Source organism: Paramesorhizobium deserti (assembly GCF_001558695.1).
Lineage (GTDB): Bacteria > Pseudomonadota > Alphaproteobacteria > Rhizobiales > Rhizobiaceae > Paramesorhizobium > Paramesorhizobium deserti.
Map to the genome: position 1 here is coordinate 302141 of NZ_LNTU01000038.1, position 20201 is coordinate 322341.

Annotated in this window: 18 protein-coding genes; 15 read left to right on the forward strand and 3 right to left on the reverse strand. The window is 59.6% G+C overall.

Annotated features, from left to right (window positions below; genetic code table 11):
* Positions 1-71: 71 nt before the first annotated feature.
* From ATN84_RS22410 to ATN84_RS22425, 4 genes are all read left to right on the forward strand, one after another.
* Positions 72-1385: an ABC transporter substrate-binding protein gene (locus ATN84_RS22410; protein ID WP_068884722.1), complete on the forward strand. Its 1314-nt coding sequence runs from the start codon at positions 72-74 to the stop codon at positions 1383-1385.
* Positions 1386-1509: 124 nt separating this feature from the next.
* Complete coding sequence (locus ATN84_RS22415) at positions 1510-2445, forward strand: carbohydrate ABC transporter permease (protein ID WP_068884723.1); 936 nt, start codon at positions 1510-1512, stop codon at positions 2443-2445.
* An 11-nt stretch (positions 2446-2456) separates the two neighbouring features.
* Positions 2457-3356 (forward strand): carbohydrate ABC transporter permease, encoded by a 900-nt coding sequence (locus tag ATN84_RS22420; protein WP_068884724.1) that lies wholly within the window; start codon positions 2457-2459, stop codon positions 3354-3356.
* Between the two features lie 126 nt (positions 3357-3482).
* Positions 3483-4484 (forward strand): GntR family transcriptional regulator, encoded by a 1002-nt coding sequence (locus tag ATN84_RS22425; RefSeq protein ID WP_068884725.1) that lies wholly within the window; start codon positions 3483-3485, stop codon positions 4482-4484.
* A 19-nt stretch (positions 4485-4503) separates the two neighbouring features.
* Here ATN84_RS22425 and ATN84_RS22430 read toward each other — a convergent pair whose 3' ends face one another.
* The gene (locus ATN84_RS22430; RefSeq protein ID WP_068884726.1) at positions 4504-6036 is read right to left on the reverse strand and encodes a UxaA family hydrolase; all 1533 of its coding nucleotides are present in this window, start codon (positions 6034-6036) and stop codon (positions 4504-4506) included.
* A 205-nt stretch (positions 6037-6241) separates the two neighbouring features.
* Between ATN84_RS22430 and ATN84_RS22435 the strand changes: the two genes are divergently transcribed.
* The gene (locus ATN84_RS22435; protein WP_068884727.1) at positions 6242-7231 is read left to right on the forward strand and encodes a TAXI family TRAP transporter solute-binding subunit; all 990 of its coding nucleotides are present in this window, start codon (positions 6242-6244) and stop codon (positions 7229-7231) included.
* Between the two features lie 101 nt (positions 7232-7332).
* Positions 7333-9387, forward strand: a complete 2055-nt coding sequence (locus ATN84_RS22440) for a TRAP transporter permease (RefSeq protein ID WP_068884728.1) — start codon at positions 7333-7335, stop codon at positions 9385-9387.
* 14 nt (positions 9388-9401) lie between these two features.
* Here ATN84_RS22440 and ATN84_RS22445 read toward each other — a convergent pair whose 3' ends face one another.
* A complete protein-coding gene (locus ATN84_RS22445) occupies positions 9402-9653 on the reverse strand; it encodes a type II toxin-antitoxin system VapB family antitoxin (RefSeq protein ID WP_068884729.1) in 252 nt (83 codons plus the stop codon).
* 457 nt (positions 9654-10110) lie between these two features.
* Here ATN84_RS22445 and chvE point away from each other — a divergent pair, with 457 nt between their 5' ends.
* The 3 genes from chvE to mmsB all read left to right on the forward strand — a co-directional run bounded on the left by chvE (position 10111) and on the right by mmsB (position 13968).
* The gene (chvE, locus tag ATN84_RS22450; RefSeq protein ID WP_068884771.1) at positions 10111-11127 is read left to right on the forward strand and encodes a multiple monosaccharide ABC transporter substrate-binding protein; all 1017 of its coding nucleotides are present in this window, start codon (positions 10111-10113) and stop codon (positions 11125-11127) included.
* 118 nt (positions 11128-11245) lie between these two features.
* Positions 11246-12772 (forward strand): multiple monosaccharide ABC transporter ATP-binding protein, encoded by a 1527-nt coding sequence (gene mmsA / locus ATN84_RS22455; RefSeq protein WP_068884772.1) that lies wholly within the window; start codon positions 11246-11248, stop codon positions 12770-12772.
* Positions 12773-12774: 2 nt separating this feature from the next.
* Positions 12775-13968 carry a multiple monosaccharide ABC transporter permease gene (gene mmsB / locus ATN84_RS22460; protein WP_068884730.1) on the forward strand — a complete coding sequence of 398 codons (1194 nt, stop codon included), beginning with the start codon at positions 12775-12777 and terminating at the stop codon, positions 13966-13968.
* Positions 13969-14057: 89 nt separating this feature from the next.
* Here mmsB and ATN84_RS22465 read toward each other — a convergent pair whose 3' ends face one another.
* Positions 14058-14741, reverse strand: coding sequence for a FadR/GntR family transcriptional regulator (locus ATN84_RS22465; protein ID WP_153020342.1), 684 nt, complete (start codon positions 14739-14741; stop codon positions 14058-14060).
* A gap of 292 nt (positions 14742-15033) precedes the next feature.
* On the opposite strand from ATN84_RS22465, the gene ATN84_RS22470 reads away from it, so the two are divergent.
* The 6 genes from ATN84_RS22470 (at position 15034) to ATN84_RS22495 (ending at position 20160) form a co-directional block, all read left to right on the forward strand.
* Positions 15034-16029, forward strand: a complete 996-nt coding sequence (locus ATN84_RS22470) for an ABC transporter substrate-binding protein (protein WP_068884732.1) — start codon at positions 15034-15036, stop codon at positions 16027-16029.
* A gap of 12 nt (positions 16030-16041) precedes the next feature.
* Complete coding sequence (locus ATN84_RS22475) at positions 16042-16875, forward strand: ABC transporter permease (protein WP_082766438.1); 834 nt, start codon at positions 16042-16044, stop codon at positions 16873-16875.
* A gap of 1 nt (position 16876) precedes the next feature.
* Positions 16877-17683 (forward strand): ABC transporter ATP-binding protein, encoded by an 807-nt coding sequence (locus tag ATN84_RS22480; RefSeq protein ID WP_082766439.1) that lies wholly within the window; start codon positions 16877-16879, stop codon positions 17681-17683.
* Positions 17684-17692: 9 nt separating this feature from the next.
* On the forward strand, positions 17693-18445 hold the full coding sequence (locus tag ATN84_RS22485; protein ID WP_068884734.1) for an ABC transporter permease: 753 nt from the start codon (positions 17693-17695) through the stop codon (positions 18443-18445).
* Complete coding sequence (locus tag ATN84_RS22490) at positions 18445-19152, forward strand: fumarylacetoacetate hydrolase family protein (protein ID WP_068884735.1); 708 nt, start codon at positions 18445-18447, stop codon at positions 19150-19152. The genes ATN84_RS22485 and ATN84_RS22490 overlap by 1 nt, the downstream gene beginning before the upstream one ends.
* Before the next feature lie 162 nt (positions 19153-19314).
* Positions 19315-20160 carry a sulfite exporter TauE/SafE family protein gene (locus tag ATN84_RS22495; RefSeq protein ID WP_068884736.1) on the forward strand — a complete coding sequence of 282 codons (846 nt, stop codon included), beginning with the start codon at positions 19315-19317 and terminating at the stop codon, positions 20158-20160.
* The last annotated feature ends 41 nt before the right edge of the window (positions 20161-20201 follow it).

The window sequence follows — 20201 nt, forward strand, 5'->3', positions numbered from 1 at the left end:
GCCGCGGCAATCACCATTCGGGACGGTGGGTGCCGGAGAAATCGGGTCCCGTTATTGTGAGGAGGAGTAGCATGACCATCAAGAGACGTGATTTCATCGCCGGTTCCGCGGGCCTTGCCGGGCTCGCCGGGCTCAATTCACTGGGCATCCGCCCGTCATTCGCGCAGAGCGAGCCGACCTACAAGCCCGAGGAAGGTGCAAGCCTCAGGCTCCTGCGCTGGACGCCTTTCGTCCAGGGCGACGAGGATGCCTGGCTCGCCAATACGAAGAAGTTCACCGAGGCGACGGGCGTTCAGGTGCGCATCGACAAGGAAAGCTGGGAGGACATCCGCCCTAAGGCGGCCGTTGCCGCCAATGTCGGCTCGGGCCCGGATATGGTGATGTGCTGGTTCGACGATGCCCATCAGTATCCCGACAAGCTCATCGACATGACCGAACTCGCCAACTATCTCGGCGACAAGTATGGCGGCTGGTATGACGGCGTTCGCGGCTATGCCGTACGTGACGACAAATTCATCGCCATGCCGCTGACGGCGATAGGCAACGCCGTCTGTTATCGCGACAGCCATATGAAGGCGGCGGGCTTCAGCGAGTTTCCGAACGACACCGCGGGCTTCCTGGAACTCTGCAAGGCCTTGAAGGCCAAGGGCACGCCGGCCGGCTTTCCGCATGGCAAGGCCGTCGGCGACGGCAACAACTATGCCCATTGGCTCCTGTGGAGCCATGGCGGCAAGATGGTCGACGAGGAAGGCAAGGTCACCATCAACAGCCCGGAGACGATCGCGGCCATCAACTATGCCAAGGAGCTCTACGCCACCTTCATTCCGGGCACCGAAAGCTGGCTCGACATCAACAACAACCGCGCCTTCCTGGCCGGGCAGATTTCGCTGACGGCCAATGGCGTGTCTCTCTATTATGCCGCGAAGAAGGATCCGGCGCTCGCCGAGATCGCGGAGGACCTGCGCGCCACGAACTTCCCCGTCGGTCCTGTCGGCAAGAGCGTCGAGCTTCACCAGACGAGCTCGATCCTGCTCTTCAACCACTCGAAATATCCGGAAGCTGCCAAGGCCTACATCAAGTTCATGATGGAAGCCGACCAGATGAATGCATGGCTCGAGGGTTCCAGCGCCTATTGCTGCCAACCGCTCAAGGCCTTCGCCGACAATCCGGTCTGGAAATCCGATCCGATCCACGCGCCCTATGCCCGCGCGTCGGAGACCCTGCGGCCGAACGGCTATGCGGGCCCGCTTGGCTATGCCTCCGCGGGAACAATGGCAGACTACGTGCTTGTCGACATGTTCGCCACGGCGGTTACCGGCCAGATGTCGCCGGAAGATGCCGCGGCCGACGCGGAAAAACGCGCCAACCGCTATTATCGCGTCTGACGCGCTTTTCGCGGGATCGCGGACGGCTTCTCCCGGAGAGGCCGTCCGCCATGCCGAACGATGTCTCCCAGAGCCTGGTGTAAGCAGCTGGCGGACGGGAGCAGGAATTCACCGGAGATGTCCGATGTCGATCACCCTACCGTCCGAGAAGACCGGCTTTTCATTTTCCGCTCTCATGCAGAACGGAAAAATGCTTGCCTTTCTGTTCATGTTGCCGGCGGCTGTCTTTCTCGTCTGCTTTCTGACCTACCCGCTGGGGCTCGGCGTCTGGCTCGGCTTCACCGACACCCGCATCGGGCGTCCCGGAATATTCATCGGGCTGGAGAATTACGAATACTTGGCAAGGGATTCCGTCTTCTGGCTGGCCGTGTTCAACACGATGCTCTATACGATCGTCGCCTCCATCCTGAAATTCGCCTTGGGCCTCTGGCTGGCACTGCTTCTCAACGAGAAGCTGCCTTTCAAATCCTTCTTCCGCGCGATCGTGCTCTTGCCCTGGGTGGTGCCGACGGTCCTTTCGGCGCTGGCCTTCTGGTGGATCTATGATGCCCAGTTCTCCATCGTCTCATGGTCGCTGATGGAGCTTGGCATCATCGACCGGCCCATCAATTTCCTCGGTGATCCCAACAACGCACGTGCATCGGTGATCGCGGCCAATGTCTGGCGCGGCATTCCCTTCGTCGCCATATCGCTGCTCGCCGGGCTGCAGACGATCCCGCAGTCGCTGCAGGAAGCGGCCTCGCTCGACGGGGCGACGAGTTGGCAGCGCTTCCGCTATGTGACGCTGCCGATGCTGACGCCGATTATCGCCGTCGTCATGACCTTTTCGGTGTTGTTCACCTTCACGGATTTCCAGTTGATCTACGTGCTGACCAAGGGCGGACCGGTCAATGCGACCCATCTGATGGCGACGCTTTCCTTCCAGCGCGGTATTCCCGGTGGACAATTGGGTGAGGGTGCGGCGATCGCGGTGGCGATGATACCCTTCCTGCTCGCCGCCATCATGTTCAGCTTCTTCGGTCTGCAACGCCGCAAATGGCAGCAGGGCGGCCAGGATTGAGAGGTGATCGAATGACCACGCAACCCAATACCGCACCAGCCGTCCTGCACGATGACGCGGAAGGCATGAGCTATCTGAACCGGCTGCCGCGGCGGATCGTCGTCTTGTACCTGCCGCTTGCCGTCTTCGTCTTCGTGCTCTTGTTCCCGTTCTACTGGATGGCGATCACGGCGGTAAAGCCGAATGCGCAGTTGACGGACTATAACAATTACAGCCCGTTCTGGGTTGTCCAGCCGACGCTTCAGCACATCAAATATCTGCTTTTCGAAACCTCCTATCCGGGATGGCTGGTCAATACCATGGTGGTGGCGGCCTGCGCGACGGTTCTGTCGCTCGCCGCGTCGGTCTTTGCGGCCTACGCGATCGAGCGCATCCGCTTCACCGGCGCACGGACGACCGGGCTCCTGATCTTTCTCGCTTATCTCGTGCCGCCGTCGATCCTGTTCATCCCGCTGGCCGTCATCGTCTTCAAATTCGGCATCTATGATTCCAAGCTGGCGCTGATCTTCACCTATCCGACCTTCCTCATTCCGTTCTGCACCTGGCTCCTGATGGGCTATTTCCGCTCGATCCCCTTCGAGCTTGAGGAAAGCGCGCTGGTCGACGGTGCATCGCGCTGGCAGATCCTGGTGAAGATCATTTTGCCGCTGGCCGTGCCGGGGCTGATTTCCGCCGGCATTTTCGCCTTCACGCTTTCGTGGAACGAATTCATCTATGCGCTGACATTCATCCAGTCGTCGGAGAACAAGACCGTTCCCGTCGGTGTTCTCACCGAGTTGGTGCGAGGCGACGTCTTCGAATGGGGCTCGCTGATGGCCGGTGCGCTCTTCGGGTCGCTCCCGGTGGTGCTGCTCTATTCCTTCTTCGTCGACTATTACGTGTCTTCGATGACCGGAGCGGTGAAGGAATAACGCCGATCCCATCTGCTTTCATTCCGGCCGAACAAGGCGCTCGGCCGGAAATGCTGTCTGCAACAGTCGTTTTTGTGATAATCACTACGGTAACGATGCCGCAGACGGGAAGGATCACAGCCGCAAATGGTTTTGCAGGGCTTTGAGAAAAGCGAAACCGGGCATGGCCCGCGAAAGCGCAGCCTCTATGAAGAGCTCTACGAGCGGCTGAAAGAGAATATTGAAGCGGGCCGGATCGCCCCCGGAACCGTCCTCCTCGAAGGCCCGTTGGCCGAACTGCTCGGCTCAAGCCGTGCACCGGTTCGCCAGGCGCTGAAGCTGCTTGCCGGTGAAAGCCATATCAGCCGCTTCGAAGGGCGTGGCTTCGTCGTCGGCCCCCAGGGCACGCCCGCGAAACGCGTCGATCTCGTCGAAAGTCTTGGCGATCTCGTCAATTCCGAGCGTCCGTTATTTGCCTGGCAGACACTTTATGAGGAAGTGGAGCGGCGGATCGTCACTCGCTCCTTCTTTGGGCGCGCCCGCATCAACGAGATCGAGCTGGCGCGTCGTTACGGCGTCGGGCGGGCGGTGGCCCGCGATGTGCTTTTGAAGCTCGAAACGCTGGGCATCACCGGCAAGGATGAGCATTTCCGCTGGACCATCGTTCCCCTGGACGACCGGCGCATCACCGAGCTTTACGAGGTGCGCGAGCGGATCGAGCCATTCGCCATCGCGCAGGCCATGGATGCCGTCCCGGACAGCGAGATCGACCGGATGTTAGGCCGGCTGACCGAGGCCGCCAAAGCCTATCCGCAGGTCCCGGTCGATCTCCTCTATGATCTGGAGTTCGATCTTCACATCCGCTCCATGCAGGCCTGCCCGAACCGGGAGATGATCAGCATCCTGCAGCGCACCCATTGCGTCATCACACTCTCCAAGCATGTGCTATGGCATCAGTCACGCATGCCGGAGAACGATCCCTTCATCGCCGAGCATATCGCGATTTTCGAGATGATGCGCCGGCGGAACGAACGGGACCTGATGCGAGCGATGCGCGATCACATCGCCAGTTCACGGCCCAAGGTGATCGAGCGGGCCAAGGAGGTGCGCAATTCCGTGGAGCCGGAGGATTGCAGTTTCATCGTCTAAACGAAACTGCTCCAATAGATCAGGTGACGGCGCCGATCTGCCAAGGGACGAATTCGTTGTCGCCATAGTCGTAGGTTTCGCTCAGCGTGCGCTCGCCCGAGGCGACGGCGATGATCCTTTCGAAAATCCGCTCGCCCGCTTTCTCGATCGTGTCCTCGCCGGTGACGATGCCGCCGCAATTGATGTCCATGTCTTCCTGCATGTGCGCATACATCGTGTTGTTGGTGGCGATCTTGATGCAGGGCGCGGGCTTGAAGCCGGAGACAGAGCCACGCCCCGTAGTGAAGCAGATCACGTTACAGCCGCCCGCCACCTGGCCGGTGACCGCAGCCGGGTCGTAGCCCGGCGTATCCATGAAGACGAAGCCCGGCTCATCCACCTGCTCGGCATATTCATAGACGGCCCTGAGCGGCATGGTGCCGCCCTTGGCGACAGCGCCCAGCGATTTCTCCAGGATGGTCGTCAACCCGCCTGCCTTGTTGCCATGGGAGGGGTTGTTGTTGAGTTCCGCGCCGTTTTTTTCCGTATATTCGCGCCACCACTCAATGCGGTCGAGAAGCTTCTTCGCCACATCCGGCGTGACGGCCCGGCGGGTGAAAAGATGTTCCGCCCCATAGATCTCCGGCGTTTCGGCCAGCACCGACGTGCCGCCCTGGCGCACGAGGAGATCGGAGGCGTAACCGAGCGCCGGATTGGCCGAGATGCCGGAATAGCCGTCGGACCCGCCGCATTCCAACGCAAGCTTGATGCCGGAGAGCGGCTGCGCCGTGCGTTTGGCCGCGTTGATCTCGGGCAACATTTCCCGGATCACCGCGCAGGCCGCTTCGATCGTCTTGCGCGTGCCGCCGACTTCCTGGATTGTCATGGTGCGCAGCCGGTTGCCTTCCTCCAGCTTGTAATAATCGAGAATCGGCTTGATCTGGTTGGTCTCGCAGCCGAGCCCGATGATCAGGATGCCGCCGAAATTCGGATGCCGAGCATAGCCCTGGATGGTGCGGGCGAGATAACGGTAGCCGACGCTGTTGGTGTTCATGGCGCATCCGCCGCCATGGGTCAGCGCGACGACGCCATCGACATTATCGAAACCGTCGAGCCCGCCGCTGCGATTGAAATGGTCGGCGACATATTTCGAGACGGTGGCGGAGCAATTCACCGTCGAGATGACGCCGATATAATTACGCGTGCCGATGCCGCCCAGGCCCCTGTCGAAGCCCATGAAAGTACGGCGCTGGCCTTCCGGCACCATTCCGGTTTCCTTAATGTCGACGCTGAACTGATGGTCGTGCTCGGAGGCGATCATCGCCAGGTTCTGCAAATGGACATGTTGTCCCGGTGCGATGGCCTGTGTCGCGATGCCGATCACCTGCCCGAATTTGCGCACTTCTTCTCCCGGCGCGATCGCCTTGATGGCGATCTTGTGGCCACGGGTTATGGTCTCTTGCGCGGTGAGATCCTTGAAGCCCGTGGAACTCCCGGCGGGAATGGCCTCGCGCGCCACGGCCACATTGTCGAGCGGGTTAAGAAGGATGACGGGCGCGGCTGAATTCGACATGGTGATCTGTTTTCCAAAAATGACTATTGCGGGCAATAAACAATCAGTCAGGCGCGCGGTCGTCAAGTCTCATCGCGGGCAAAGGCGCCGTTCTCGCACCCTTCAATACGGCATCATACACGTTTTAGTATTGCGCCGGTTGACAAGTTGCACCGGCTTTTCCATCCTCCCGCCTCAAATTAAGATTCCGTAAAGGGGAATGGAGATGAATTTCAGCAAGATCCTGCGCCGGTTTTCGATAGGCGCCATCCTCGGTTCTCTGGTATTGGGAGCCACTTTCGCGGTCGCACAGGCTCCGACGTTTTTCCGTATCGGCACCGGCGGCACCGCCGGAACCTACTATCCCATCGGCGGGCTGATCGCCAACGCGATCTCCGGTCAGGGGGACAAGGGCGTTCCGGGCCTTGTCGCTACCGCTGTATCCTCGAATGGGTCGGTCGCCAACATCAACGCCATTCAGGGCGGTTCGCTGGAATCCGGCTTCAGCCAGTCCGACGTTGCCTACTGGGCCTATACGGGCACGGGCCTTTACGAAGGCAAGGGCAAGGTCGAGGACCTACGCCTGATCGCGACGCTCTATCCCGAGACGATCCATCTCGTCGCCCGCAAGGATGCGGGGATCAAATCCGTGGCGGATCTCAAGGGCAAGCGCGTCTCGATCGATGAGCCGGGTTCAGGCACCATCGTCGATGCCCGCATCGTGCTGGCCGCCTACGGCCTTACGGAAAACGACATCAAGGCGGAACATCTGAAGCCTGGTCCGGCGGGCGAGCGCCTGCGCGACGGCGCGCTGGACGCCTATTTCTTCGTCGGTGGTTATCCGACCGGTGCTATTTCAGAGCTTGCGACCTCGACCGGCATCTCGCTGGTGCCGATCTCAGGCCCGAAAGCCGATAAGCTCCTCGAAGAGTACAGCTTCTTTTCCAAGGATACCGTTCCGGCGGATACTTATAAGGGTGTAGAGGAAACGCCGACCATCGCCGTTGCCGCCCAGTGGGTGACGAGCGCCAAGCAGCCGGACGATCTCGTCTACAACATCACCAAGGTGATGTGGAACGATGCGACCCGCGCCGCGCTCGATGCGGGTCATGCGAAGGGCAAGCTGATCACGCTCCAGAATGCGGTCACCAGCCTCGGCATTCCACTGCATCCGGGCGCGGAACGCTTCTACAAGGAAGCCGGCGTCCTGAAATAGGCGCGTTCAAGCTAAGATCGACAGACGGCGGTCGCGGAAAATTCCGGGGCCGCCGTCTTTTCAATGATAAGATTGTAAAGGCGTAACGGAGCGATATCGGCATGGCGGCAGACGAGAAATCTTCGCTATCTCCCATGGAACTGGACGAAGCCAAGGCGCGGGAGTTGGAGGAACAATTCGATTCCGAGATACGGTTCCGTCCGCTGGCCCCGCTTGCGAGCCGTCTGGTCGGCACGCTTCTGGTCGCCCTGTCGATCTTCCACTATTACACCGCGGGCTTCGGGCTTCTGCCGGAGATGATCCATCGCGGCATCCACCTCTCCTTCGTGCTGGGGCTCGTCTTCCTGGTCTTTCCCTTCACTCGCAGGGGCTATGACCAGCCGGCGACTTCCAGCCTGCTCAGACCACTCGGCATCTCCATCATCGACTGGTTCCTGGCGATCGGCGCGGTGGTGGCGGTGCTGCATGTGCCGCTGATCCCGCTGGACGATCTCGCATTCCGGGTCGGCAATCCGACGACCACGGATGTCGTTCTCGGCGGTCTGCTGATCGTCGTGCTGTTGGAGGCGACACGGCGTTCCGTCGGCTGGCCGCTGCCGATCATTGCGCTGATCTTCATGGCCTATGCGATCTACGGTCCCTCCATGCCGGGCATCCTGGTCCATCCCGGCGCCAGCATTTCGCAACTGGTGGATCATCTCTATCTGACTACCCAGGGCATTTATGGCATCGCGCTCGGTGTTGTCGCCACCTACGTCTTTCATTTCGTGTTGTTCGGTGTCTTCGCCACACGGATCGGACTTGGGCAGCTCTTTCTCGACTGCGCCGCCTGGGTCGCCGGCCGTTTTGCCGGTGGCCCGGCCAAGGTCTCGATCTTCGGATCGGCATTGTTCGGTATGATTTCCGGTTCCTCGGTCGCCAATACCGTCACGGTCGGCTCGCTGACGATCCCGGCCATGAAACGGCTCGGCTACAAGCCGCATTTCGCGGCAGCTGTCGAAGCGGCTTCCTCGACTGGCGGGCAGATCATGCCGCCGATCATGGGCGCCGCCGCCTTCCTGATGATCGAATTCCTCAACCTGCCTTACACGACCATCATCCTCGCGGCGATCGTGCCGGCCTTCATGCATTTCTTCGGGGTGCTGATCCAGGTGCATTTCGAGGCCAAGCGCACGGGCCTCAGGGGCATGACGCCCGAGGAAATGCCGGATCTAAAAGCGGCCTTCAAGCGCGACTGGCCGGCCGTTATTCCGCTGGTGGCGCTGCTTGTGGTTCTTCTGTCGGGTTATACGCCCTATCTGGCTGCGTTCTGGGGCATCACGCTTTGTGTTCTCGTTGGCCTTCTCAACCCGCGCAAGCGCATGTCGATCGCCGAAGTCTTCGAAAGTCTGCGCGACGGCGCCAAATATGCGCTGGCCGTAGGCGCGGCCGCAGCTACCGTCGGCATCATCGTCGGCGTGGTGACGCTGACGGGCGTCGGCTTCAAGATCTCCTATATCGTCACATCCACGGCGGCGCAGCTCGCAGGCTGGTTTGAGGCATTTATCCCCGCCGCGCTGGTCGGCCCGCAGGCGCTGACGCTTCTGTTCACGCTGATCATGACCGGCATCGTCTGCATTCTGATGGGCTGCGGCATTCCGACGACGGCCAACTACATCATCATGGCGACGATCGCAGCTCCCACACTCGGGCTGCTCGGTGTCGAGCAGATCGTGGCGCATTTCTTCGTCTTCTATTACGGGGTGCTTGCCGACATCACGCCACCGGTGGCGCTTGCAGCCTACGCCGCCGCCGGCATGGCCGGCTCGGATCCGTTCAGGGCGGGCAATACCGCATTTCGCCTCGGTCTCGGTAAGGTTCTGGTGCCGTTCGTGTTCGTGTTCTCTCCGTCGCTCTTGCTGGTGACGTCGAATTTCACGTGGTCGGCATTCGCTATCGCCTTCATCGGCTGCGTGGTCGGCATCACGTGTCTCGGCGCCGCGCTCTCGGGCTTCTTGCTGGTGCGGACGAAATTCTGGGAGAATATCCTGCTGATATTCGCCGCCATCCTCTTCGTCGTGCCCGAGGTCTATTCCTCGCTATTGGGTGCCGCGCTTATCGTCCCGGTGCTCATCAGGCATGTTCTGGGCATGAGGCGGGCACCGGTGCCGGGCTGAGGTGCAATGCACGATCATCGCGGGAGGCCATGTTCATCATAGTCCATGATCTCGTCGGCAGACTGTTGCGTGATGGCGGGTATCGTATTCCAGCGGTGCCGAATCGCGGCAAGTTCTTCGAGAAGAACAGCCTTGCGGAAGGGAGCGGCAACACGGCGTAGCCGTTCCTCCAGCGCATGCCGCACCGCCGTGTCGATATCCTCCCTCGTCTGCCGCGCAAGGGTACGGGCAAGCTGTTCCGTCAGCGGATCCTCGATTTTCAACATCGTCGCGGCTTTTTTTGCGCTTGGCTTTGCCTGATCTTATCCAAAAAACTGCAAATGCACTGAATTATTGGTCCGTTCAGCGCCAAAGTTCCGATGCGAATATGCATTGTGGAGTGGATGGATGTCCCTTGAATACCCGCATCGGTAGAATTAATGTGCCTCGCGCGCCATTTCAGTTGACAAATGAATCGTTTTAAAAAATCATATTATATAATTTAAGTCCGGGAGGCGGCGACAATTTCCTTGAAGCGATATGCGCATTTGATTCTGCATTCAGGATCGAAAGGGAAGGGTTTGCCAATATCCGGATTTGGGTGGGATCGGTCGCCTGCACTCCGGCAACAGCCAATACGGCTGGGGCCTGAGGCGGTTGCCGGCTGAAATGCGATCATCAACTGGGAGGATATCCGTGAAGATACTCAAGATTGCTTTAGCAGCGCTTCTGGCCGTGGCTGGAATGGGCGCTAGCCAGGGTCTGGCACAGGACAAGGGCACGATCGGCATCTCGATGCCGACCAAATCATCTGCGCGCTGGATCGCCGATGGCGACAACATGGTGAAGATCCTGCAGGATCGCGGCTACGGCACCGACCTGCAATACGCGGAAGATGACATACCCAACCAGCTGTCGCAGATCGAGAACATGATCACCAAGGGTGTGAAGGTTCTCGTCATCGCTGCGATTGACGGCACGACGCTTTCCAACGCGTTGCAGCAGGCCAATGATGCCGGTATCAAGGTCATCGCCTATGACCGCCTGATCCGCGATTCCGCGAATGTCGACTACTATACGACCTTCGATAATTTCCAGGTCGGCGTGCTGCAGGCGACCTCGCTGGTCGATGCGCTCGGATTACCCGATGCGGCAGGCCCCTTCAACATCGAGCTGTTCGGCGGCTCGCCTGATGATAACAACGCCTATTTCTTCTATGACGGTGCGATGTCGGTGCTGCAGCCTTTGATCGACAGCGGCAAGCTCGTCGTCCAGTCCGGCCAGACCGGCATGGACAAGGTCGGCACGCTGCGCTGGGACGGCGCGGTCGCGCAGGCCCGCATGGACAATCTTCTGTCCGCTTACTACACCGACAAGAAGGTCAATGCGGTCCTCTCGCCCTATGACGGCCTGTCCATCGGCATCCTCTCTTCGCTTCGCGGTGTTGGCTACGGCACGGCAGATCAGCCGTTCCCGTATGTTTCGGGTCAGGATGCGGAGATCCAGTCCGTCAAGTCGATCATTGCCGGCGAGCAATATTCGACCGTGTTCAAGGACACGCGCGAACTGGCCAAGGTCACGGCCAACATGATCGATGCCGTGCTTTCGGGCAAGGAGCCGGAAATCAACGATACCAAGACATACGACAACGGTGTCAAGGTCGTTCCGTCCTATCTCTTGAAACCCGTTCTGGTCGATAAGAACAATTGGAAGGAAGTTCTGGTCGGTTCCGGTTATTATACGGAAGACCAGCTTCAGTAAGTAGCGAACCATACGCTGGGCCTCGGATTTGATGCCGGGGCCCTTCCTGCCGTCCCGATCCGCCCGGCCCTGGGTTCGTGGCGACGGAGGCGGCTGATACATGCGGGTGCGGATCACAATGAATACGATCCTTGAAATGCGTAACATCTCCAAGAGCTTTCCTGGTGTGAAGGCCCTGGACAATGTCAATCTCTCGGTCGCCGAGGGAGAGATCCATGCGGTGGTCGGCGAAAACGGCGCCGGCAAATCGACCCTGATGAAGGTGCTGAGCGGGGTTTATCCCCACGGCAGTTATGAAGGCCAGATCATCTATTGTGGTGAGGAGCGACAGTTCCGCGGCATTCACGACAGCGAGCGGGTCGGCATCATCATCATCCATCAGGAACTGGCGCTCGTTCCCCTACTTTCGATCACAGAGAATATTTTCCTGGGCAACGAGCAGGCGCGATACGGCATCATCGACTGGGAATATTCAGAGAAGCGGACGCGCGAACTCCTGAAGAAGGTCGGGCTCAATGAAGACCCGGCGACGCTCATCACCAACCTCGGCGTCGGCAAGCAGCAGCTGATCGAGATCGCCAAGGCGCTCTCCAAGGAAGTGAAGCTGCTTATCCTCGACGAGCCGACGGCGAGCCTCAACGAAAAGGACAGCGACGCGCTTCTCGAACTGCTTCTGGAATTCAAGGCGCAAGGCATTTCCTCCATCCTGATTTCCCACAAGCTCAACGAGGTGGAGAAGGTTGCCGATCGCATCACCGTGCTGCGCGATGGCTCGACGGTCGAAACCCTCGAAAAAGACGATATCAGCGACGACCGCATCGTCAGGTCCATGGTCGGGCGCGAATTGTCGGATCGTTATCCCAAGCGCACGCCGAATATCGGCGAAACGCTGTTCGAGGTGAAGGACTGGGTTGTCTACAACCAGCTCCATCCCGATCGTCAGATGATCAAGGGCATCAATCTCAACGTCCGCGCGGGAGAGATCGTCGGTATCGCCGGGTTGATGGGCGCCGGGCGCACCGAATTCGCGATGAGCGTCTTCGGCAAATCCTATGGGCGCAATATCGGCGGCGAGGTCTTTCTCCATGGACGCAAGGTTGATGTGTCGACAGTGGGCAAGGCCGTCGAGAACGGCATCGCCTATGTCACCGAGGACCGCAAGACCTACGGCCTCAACCTCATCGACCACATCAAGCATAACACGACACTTGCCAATCTGAAGGGCGTTTCACGCTCCGGCGTCATCGACGATTTCGCCGAACTGAAGGTCGCCAACGACTATCGCCGGAAAACCAATATCCGGTCCTCGAATGTCTATCAGCTGACGGGCAATCTCTCCGGCGGCAACCAGCAGAAGGTTGTTCTTTCGAAATGGCTGTTTGCGGCGCCTGAGCTCCTGATCCTCGATGAGCCGACGCGCGGCATCGATGTCGGCGCAAAATACGAAATCTACGAAATCATCAACAAACTGGCGAACGAAGGGAAGGGCATTTTGGTCATATCGTCCGAAATGCCCGAACTTCTCGGCATATGCGACCGCATCTATGTGATGAATGAAGGTCGTCTCGTCGGAGAAATGCCAGCCAGCGAAGCCAGCCAGGAAAAGATCATGCGTTCGATCGTCCGCGCTGAGGGAAGGGTGTAACAATGAGTGAAATCGCATCGGCGGAAAACAAACCGGCCAAGCCCAAACAATCGCTGTCCCTCTACAGCAATTTCCGCGATTACGGATTGGTGATGGCGCTGATCCTGATCATGCTGTTTTTTCAGTATACCACCGGCGGCACGCTGTTCCGGCCGGTCAATCTGACCAATCTGGTTCTGCAGAACAGCTACATCATCATCATGGCGCTCGGCATGCTCCTGGTGATCGTGTCCGGACATATCGATCTGTCCGTCGGCTCGGTCGCCGGCTTCATTGGCGGCCTCTCGGCCGTGATGATGGTGCAATGGCACATACACTATGTGCCGGCGACGCTCCTGTGCCTTGGTGCAGGTGCCCTTATCGGCGCCGCCCAGGGATATTGGATCGCCTATCACAAGATACCGGCCTTCATCGTCACACTTGCCGGCATGCTGGTGTTCAAGGGGCTCACGCTGGCGCTTCTGGGCGGCCGGTCGATCGGTCCGTTCCCACCGCAGTTCCAACTGCTCTCCTCAGGCTTCATTCCGGATTTCTTCCCTGGCTACGGCATTCACGTCACGTCCATGCTGATCGGCATCCTCCTGGTGGCGTTCCTGATCTATTCGAGCGTGCGTCGCCGCATCAAGCGCGAGCGCCACGGTTATGAGGGCGAGCCTCTCGTGCTGTTCGCCGCGAAGAACCTGATCATCGGCGGTCTGGCCCTGTTCCTGTGCTATCTCATGGCGACCTACAAGGGGCTTCCGAACGTCCTCATCGTGATGGCTGTGCTGATCGGACTGTTCACCTTCGTCACCCGGCACACCACCATTGGTCGCCGGATCTACGCGATGGGCGGCAATGAGAAGGCGGCCAAGCTCTCCGGCATCCACACCGAGCGGCTGACCTTTCTCACCTTCGTCAATATGGGCGTTCTGGCCGCGCTGGCGGGATTGATCTTCGCCGCCCGTCTCAATACCGCGACGCCCAAGGCGGGTCTTGGCTTCGAGCTCGATGTCATCGCCGCGGTCTTCATCGGCGGCGCTTCCGCCATGGGCGGCGTCGGCCAGGTGATGGGAGCCGTCATCGGCGCCTTCATCATGGGTGTCATGAACAATGGCATGTCGATCATGGGCATCAATATCGACTGGCAGCAGGTGATCAAGGGGTTGGTCCTGCTCGCGGCTGTCGTCTTCGACGTCTACAACAAGAATAAATGATCGGTGGAGGTTCCTGTTTCCATATGGGAGCAGGAACCTTTCCTATGCCTGTCCCTGTGCAGACCTGAACAGGGCTGATTTCCTGTTTTTCAGGAATAGCGCAGATGCCGCTCGACATTCTGGAGATGGGCGCGCATGGCGGTCGCGGCACCGACTGTATCCCGGTTGGCGATGGCATCGATGATCTGGTCATGTTCGGCGAAGCTGTGATGATCGACCGGCGGCCGGACCGGTGTGTCTCGCAGCCGTCCCCAGGTCACTTCGCGCTTTACAGCATTGAGCGTATCGAGAAGGCCCAGCAGCAGGCTGTTCTGTGTCGCCTCGGCGATGGTGCGATGAAGCCTATTGTCCCATATTTCATACTGACGCCATGACGGGGCCTGGCGGGTGCGCACGATACAATTGCGCATATCCGCCACCTGCGCCGGAGTGGCGTTCAGCGCCGCGCATCGGGCGATCTCGGGTTCGATCGCGATCCTCGCCCCCATCACTTCAATCGGATTGCTGCGCCGTGCCATGGCGCTGATATCGGCCACTGTATCGATGGGCCGGCTTCCGGTGAAGGTACCCTTGCCTACATGACGCCAGAGTTGACCCTCGGCCTGCAAGTCGGCGAGCGCTTTACGGAGCGCCGCGCGGCTGACGCCGAGAATTTCCGCCAGCTCGCGTTCGGGGGGCAGGCGTCCGTCGCTCGGCAACTCCGTCTCCAGGAGGAAGCCACGCAATTTGCGCGTTGCATCCGATTGCCTTTTGGTCTCAGTTGAATCCATCATATTTATGAACCAATTTGTAGATTGGTTCAGTTTATATTCGGTTGATTCATCTCTGTCAATCGTATGCGAGCCGCGATCTTTAGGAGAAGCTACTGCTCATTTAACACATTGAATTAAAAGGAATAATTATTTCATACCAAGGAATATATGTGCGTGATCGGCGTGTGGTGTACGGGAGGAATTCAGGGCCATGTTGACTCTGATGGCGATATCAATCTATTTTAATATAAGAATTGGTTCGAATTGCGTCAGGAGGAGATGCGCTCGGCCAATCGCTATGGGAGGAATAGAGATGTATAGATTTGCTGCCAGATTGAGAGCGGCCGCAGCCGCTTTGACCTTCGGCGGGCTTCTTGCCGGCACGCCGGTAGAAGCTTTGGCTGATCCAATCCGCATCGCGTTCGGCGATATTGCGACGGTCGAATCCCTGCATTTGCTGATCGCTTTCGAACGAGCCAAGGAAAAAGGGCTCGAGCTCGAAGTGACCTATCTGAAATCCGAGGATATCGCGGCCCAAGCGGTGGTCGGCGGGCAGGCCGATATCGGCATCGGCGCGCCCTACGCCCTGATCCAGAAGGTCAATGCGCCGATCCGCATGTTCCTGCAACTCAGCCAGCTGCGGTTCTACCCCGTGGTCAATTCCGAGTTCTATAAGGACTGGAAGGATCTCGACGGCCAGGAGATCGCGGTGCATTCGCGCGGTTCGGGCACGGAAGCCATCATGCAGCTGATGGCCGACAAGCATGGCATCACCTATTCCAACATTTCCTATGTGCCGGGCGCTGAAGTCCGCACCGGTGCGTTGCTGCAGGGCAATATCAAGGCGACGATCGTCGATTCTTCAGGCAAGCGTATTCTCGAGGACAAGGCGCCGGGCAAGTTCGTCTTTCTGCCGCTCGATGACGTCAGCGCGACCGACGAGGCGCTGTTCGCCAATACGGCGTTTCTCCAGAAGGACCCACAGGGTGTCGAGACGCTGATCGAGGCGATCCTCACCACCTGGCGTGAAGTCGAGGCCGATCCGAAATCCGTGCTGGTGCTGCGCGAGAAATACAAGCTCCTACCCGATGCCACGCCGGAAATGGTGGCCGATATCGAACCCTATTTCACCGAGGCGGCAAAGCTGGGGCTGCCGGTCAACGGCGGGGGCGAAGAGGCTGCGCGCGACGATTTCGAATTCTACACGGTCTCGGGTGCGTTGACCGGCAAAGCCGACGAGCTCAAGGTCGGGGATTTCTGGGAATTCGGGCCGCTCGATACCGTGCTTGCCAAGATTGGCACCAAGTAAAGGGGCGAGACGATGTCTTCATCCGTTAATTTGGGAGACGTGACTGGGGTGCACAAAAACCCGATCAATGTCGTCCAGCTCCTCGGCCGGGCATTTGACGCCAGGCCGGCGCTTTGGTCGGTCGCGTCTCTCGCTCTTCTCTTCAGCGCCTGGGAGATTGCCGGCCTGATACCGATCAGTATCGCGTTCCCGACCTTCTCCGCGACGGTGGCGGCTTTCGTGGAAATGGTGCTCGACGGCACGATGGCGCATGCCTATTTCCTGACGTTGCAGCCCCTTATCCTGGGCATTGCCATTTCCGCGGTGTTCGGCATCGTCATCGGCGTGGTGATGGGGCTTTCGCAGAAAGCTGAATGGCTGATGGCGCCGGTCTTCATCGTGCTGCAGGCAGCACCCATGGCCGCCCTCGTGCCGCTGGTGACGTTCGTCTATGGCATCGGCCTGACGGCAAAGACACTTGCGGTCATCATGCTGGCTCTGCCGGTCATCGTGCTCAACTCCTACAAGGCGGTTCGCCACGCCAACCCGTCGCTGATCGCCATGTGCTGCTCGTTCCAGGGCACGCGTCTGCAGCAGATCGTCAAGATCATCATTCCCGATGCCTCGCCGGTCATGTTCGCCGGTTTGCGGCTGGGGATTGCCGCCGGATTCATCGGCGTCATGCTGGCCGAACTGCTGATCACGCCTACGGGTGTCGGCGATCTCATCACCTATCACCGCTCCGTCGCCAACTATGCGCATATGTACGCAGCCGTGGCGTCCATCATCGTCGTCTCGACCGTCACGCTCGCCGGATTGCAACGTTTCGAGCTCCGGTTCCTACGTCCTGAAAAGAGGAAGAGGTAACATGCCGCAAGCCGTTCGATCCCATGTCCACATCGATGCCGCGGCGACCAGCGACGATCCCGTCGTTGAGGTGCGGGGCGTCTCAAAGACCTATGCCGACGTCGAGGCGCTGCGTAATATCGACCTCGATTTCGCGCGCGGCAAGCTGACAACCCTCCTGGGGCCGTCGGGATGCGGCAAGACCACGCTGCTTAAGATCATAGCCGGGCTGATCCCCGCCAGTTCGGGGGAAGTCCGTGTCAACGGCCGGGTCGTTACCGGTCCAGGTCCCGAACGTGCTTTCGTCTTTCAGGATTTCGCCCTGATGCCCTGGGCAACCGTGATGCGCAATGTCGCCTTCGGGCTTGAGCTGCGGGGTGTCAGCCCCGCAGAACGCAGACGGGTGGCGATGCAATATATCGAGAAGGTGGGGCTCGCCGGTTTCGAGGACAAATATCCGCATGAGCTCTCCGGTGGCATGCGCCAGCGCGTCGGTATCGCCCGTGCCTTCGCCGTCAACGCGGACGTGCTGCTTCTCGACGAGCCTTTCTCGGCCGTCGACGAGCAGAACCGCCGCAAGTTCCAGGAGGATCTGCTCCGGCTGATCGAAATCGAGAAGAAGACCTTCATCTTCGTCACGCATTCCATTGAGGAGGCCGTCTATGTCTCGGACCGCATTGTGTTGCTGTCGCCGCGCCCCGGCCGGGTATCGCAGGTGATCGATCCAGATATTGATCGAAGCGCTTCGCCGGATGACATTCGCCGCGCACCAGCCTATCTCGACACCGTCGAGGAGATCTGGGACGGGCTCAGGCAATATGCGGATTGAGGTGCGGCGATGACTATATCAGGACACCGCATCCCGATGATGGCGTCGCTCATCGTGTGGGGACTGCTCTGGGAGATCGTCGGTCGGCTCGATCTGATCTTCCTGATCCCGCCGCTGAGCGGGATCTTCGAGGCTGGGATAAAGTTGGTGCAGACCGGCTCCTGGCAGGCGGCCTCGATCATCACCCTGCGCAGCTTTGCGCTCGGCATGACGTTGGCAATCGGCGTCGGCGTTCCGCTCGGTATTCTCATGGGCCGGTTCAAGGCCGTCGACAATCTGATGGGCCTCTGGGTCAACATGTTCGTCAGCGCACCGCTCTCGGCCCTTGTTCCCGTGCTGATGATCCTCTTCGGTCTTGGCGAGACGACTGTCGTCGTCACGGTCTTCCTCTTCGCGGTCTGGATCATCGTCCTCGACGCGCGGGCAGGGGTCATGCAGGTGCCGTCATCGTTGATCGAGATGGGCCGCAGCTACGGGGCGAATGGCTGGACGCTCTTCGTCAGGATCATCCTGCTTTCGGCCTTGCCGGAAATCCTGGCAGGCATCCGCATCGGTCTGATACGCGGGGTCAAAGGTGTTGTGATCGGCCAGATCCTGGTATCGATCATCGGCTATGGGGAACTGTTCGAGCTCTTCTCCCGCAGTTTTGAAATGGAGAACTTCTGGGCTCTCACCATGATTCTGTTCGCGGCGGCGATGCTCCTGTCCGCGCTGATAGAAATCTTCGAAAAACGCATCGAATATTATGCTGGAGAAAGATAATGAACGTGCATACCTCTGGAGAAAAATACCTCTTCGCGCCTTTGCCCATTCCGACCCTGCCGGTCTCGGGGAGCGACGCGCTGTTTCCGGTTCATCGCATCTATTGCGTGGGCCGCAATTTTGCCGATCACGCCATCGAAATGGGCCACGATCCCAATCGTGAGCCGCCGTTTTTCTTCCAGAAGAATCCGGACGCGCTTCTCCTCTCGGGCGAGGATTTCCCCTACCCATCCCAGACAAGCGACGTGCACCATGAAATCGAGCTGGTGGTGGCTTTGAACCAGGGCGGCACCGACATTCCGGTCGAGAAGGCGCTGGAGCACGTCTATGGCTATGGCATCGGCCTCGACATGACCAGGCGCGATCTGCAGGGCGAGGCCAAGAAGCTTGGCCGCCCCTGGGAAACCGGTAAATCCTTCGAGGCGTCGGCGCCCTGCACACCGCTCATCCCGGCTTCGAAGATCGGCCATCCAACGGCGGGATCCATCTGGGTGAAGGTGAATGGCGAGTTGCGCCAGAGCGGCGATCTCAACCAGATGATCTGGAAGGTGCCGGAGATGATTTCCTATCTCTCCGGGCTTTTCGAATTGCAGGCGGGCGATCTGATTTTTGCCGGCACACCCGCAGGCGTCGGCGCGGTTGCGCGCGGCGACACAATTCATGGTGGCATAGACGGGGTCGGCGAGATTCACACGCGCGTCGTGTGATTTCCGCCGACTGCCGGGCATCGCCGTCTGTAAAGTGGGTGGCGATGCCCGGCTGGAGCCGCAATGACTTTGCGAGGCCTCCGATGGCGGCCGCGTTCGTCGCTGTTCTCCGGTTTTGCTTCACCATCTCCGCCCGGTGGGGGTTCCGGCCAGGCGGGTTTCATGGATCGCTTCATGTACAGCATCGCCTTCCTGCTTCCTTTCGCTATCGGTCTGGCGCTCGTCGGCTGCATTTCCGGCTTCCTGGCGGGGCTTCTGGGTGTGGGCGGCGGCATCGTTGTGGTGCCGGTACTCTATCATGTGCTGGCGGCGTTCGATGTCGATGTCGCCCTGCGCGCCCATATCTCGGTGGGAACATCACTGGCGACGATCATCCCGACATCCTTTCAGTCGATCAAGGCGCATCGCGCCCGTGGCGCGGTGGACACGGCATTGTTGAAATGGTGGGCACCCTTTGTCGCGCTCGGTGTTCTCATCGGCGTCGTCCTGGCGGGTGTCTCGCCGGGCGCCCTGCTGACCGCCGTGTTCGGGATCGTCGCGGCGCTGGTCGCGCTGCACATGCTGCTGACCCCCGAAGGGATGCATCTGGTGAAAAGCCTTCCGGCCAAGCCGTTTCAGGCGCTGATGGCCACCGCCATCGGAACGATTTCCACGCTGATGGGCATTGGCGGCGGCACTTTGACCGTCCCCACATTGAGCCTGTGCAATTACCCGGTGCGACGCGCCGTGGGAACGGCTTCCGTCATTGGTCTGATCATCGCCCTGCCTGGTGCCATCGGCTTCGTGATCAATGGCTGGAAGGCGAGCGGCCTTCCGCCCCTCTCACTGGGCTATGTCAATGGTGCCGGCTTTGTCGCCATTGCGCTTACGAGCATGCTCTTTGCGCCGCTCGGCGCCAGGACGGCTCACACGATCGACCCCAAATGGCTGCGCCGGCTCTTCGGCATCTTTCTCGCTATAACCTCCGTGAAAATGCTTTTCGACGTTTATCGTCATTGGATCGCATAGATCCAGGCGGTCTCGTTGAGGAAGTCCGTTCATCCGGCTGG

Excerpts from the sequence above, each read along its gene's own strand:
- ATN84_RS22410 (WP_068884722.1), top strand. The coding sequence starts at position 72 with ATGACCATCAAGAGACGTGATTTCATCGCCGGTTCCGCGGGCCTTGCC.
- ATN84_RS22480 (WP_082766439.1), top strand. The coding sequence starts at position 16,877 with ATGCCGCAAGCCGTTCGATCCCATGTCCACATCGATGCCGCGGCGACC.
- ATN84_RS22485 (WP_068884734.1), top strand. The coding sequence starts at position 17,693 with ATGACTATATCAGGACACCGCATCCCGATGATGGCGTCGCTCATCGTG.
- ATN84_RS22495 (WP_068884736.1), top strand. The coding sequence starts at position 19,315 with ATGGATCGCTTCATGTACAGCATCGCCTTCCTGCTTCCTTTCGCTATC.
- ATN84_RS22445 (WP_068884729.1), bottom strand. The coding sequence starts at position 9,653 with ATGTTGAAAATCGAGGATCCGCTGACGGAACAGCTTGCCCGTACCCTT.
- ATN84_RS22465 (WP_153020342.1), bottom strand. The coding sequence starts at position 14,741 with ATGATGGATTCAACTGAGACCAAAAGGCAATCGGATGCAACGCGCAAA.
- ATN84_RS22470 (WP_068884732.1), top strand. The coding sequence starts at position 15,034 with ATGTATAGATTTGCTGCCAGATTGAGAGCGGCCGCAGCCGCTTTGACC.
- ATN84_RS22430 (WP_068884726.1), bottom strand. The coding sequence starts at position 6,036 with ATGTCGAATTCAGCCGCGCCCGTCATCCTTCTTAACCCGCTCGACAAT.
- ATN84_RS22475 (WP_082766438.1), top strand. The coding sequence starts at position 16,042 with ATGTCTTCATCCGTTAATTTGGGAGACGTGACTGGGGTGCACAAAAAC.
- ATN84_RS22415 (WP_068884723.1), top strand. The coding sequence starts at position 1,510 with ATGTCGATCACCCTACCGTCCGAGAAGACCGGCTTTTCATTTTCCGCT.
- ATN84_RS22490 (WP_068884735.1), top strand. The coding sequence starts at position 18,445 with ATGAACGTGCATACCTCTGGAGAAAAATACCTCTTCGCGCCTTTGCCC.
- ATN84_RS22420 (WP_068884724.1), top strand. The coding sequence starts at position 2,457 with ATGACCACGCAACCCAATACCGCACCAGCCGTCCTGCACGATGACGCG.
- chvE (WP_068884771.1), top strand. The coding sequence starts at position 10,111 with ATGGGCGCTAGCCAGGGTCTGGCACAGGACAAGGGCACGATCGGCATC.
- mmsA (WP_068884772.1), top strand. The coding sequence starts at position 11,246 with ATGAATACGATCCTTGAAATGCGTAACATCTCCAAGAGCTTTCCTGGT.
- mmsB (WP_068884730.1), top strand. The coding sequence starts at position 12,775 with ATGAGTGAAATCGCATCGGCGGAAAACAAACCGGCCAAGCCCAAACAA.
- ATN84_RS22435 (WP_068884727.1), top strand. The coding sequence starts at position 6,242 with ATGAATTTCAGCAAGATCCTGCGCCGGTTTTCGATAGGCGCCATCCTC.
- ATN84_RS22425 (WP_068884725.1), top strand. The coding sequence starts at position 3,483 with ATGGTTTTGCAGGGCTTTGAGAAAAGCGAAACCGGGCATGGCCCGCGA.
- ATN84_RS22440 (WP_068884728.1), top strand. The coding sequence starts at position 7,333 with ATGGCGGCAGACGAGAAATCTTCGCTATCTCCCATGGAACTGGACGAA.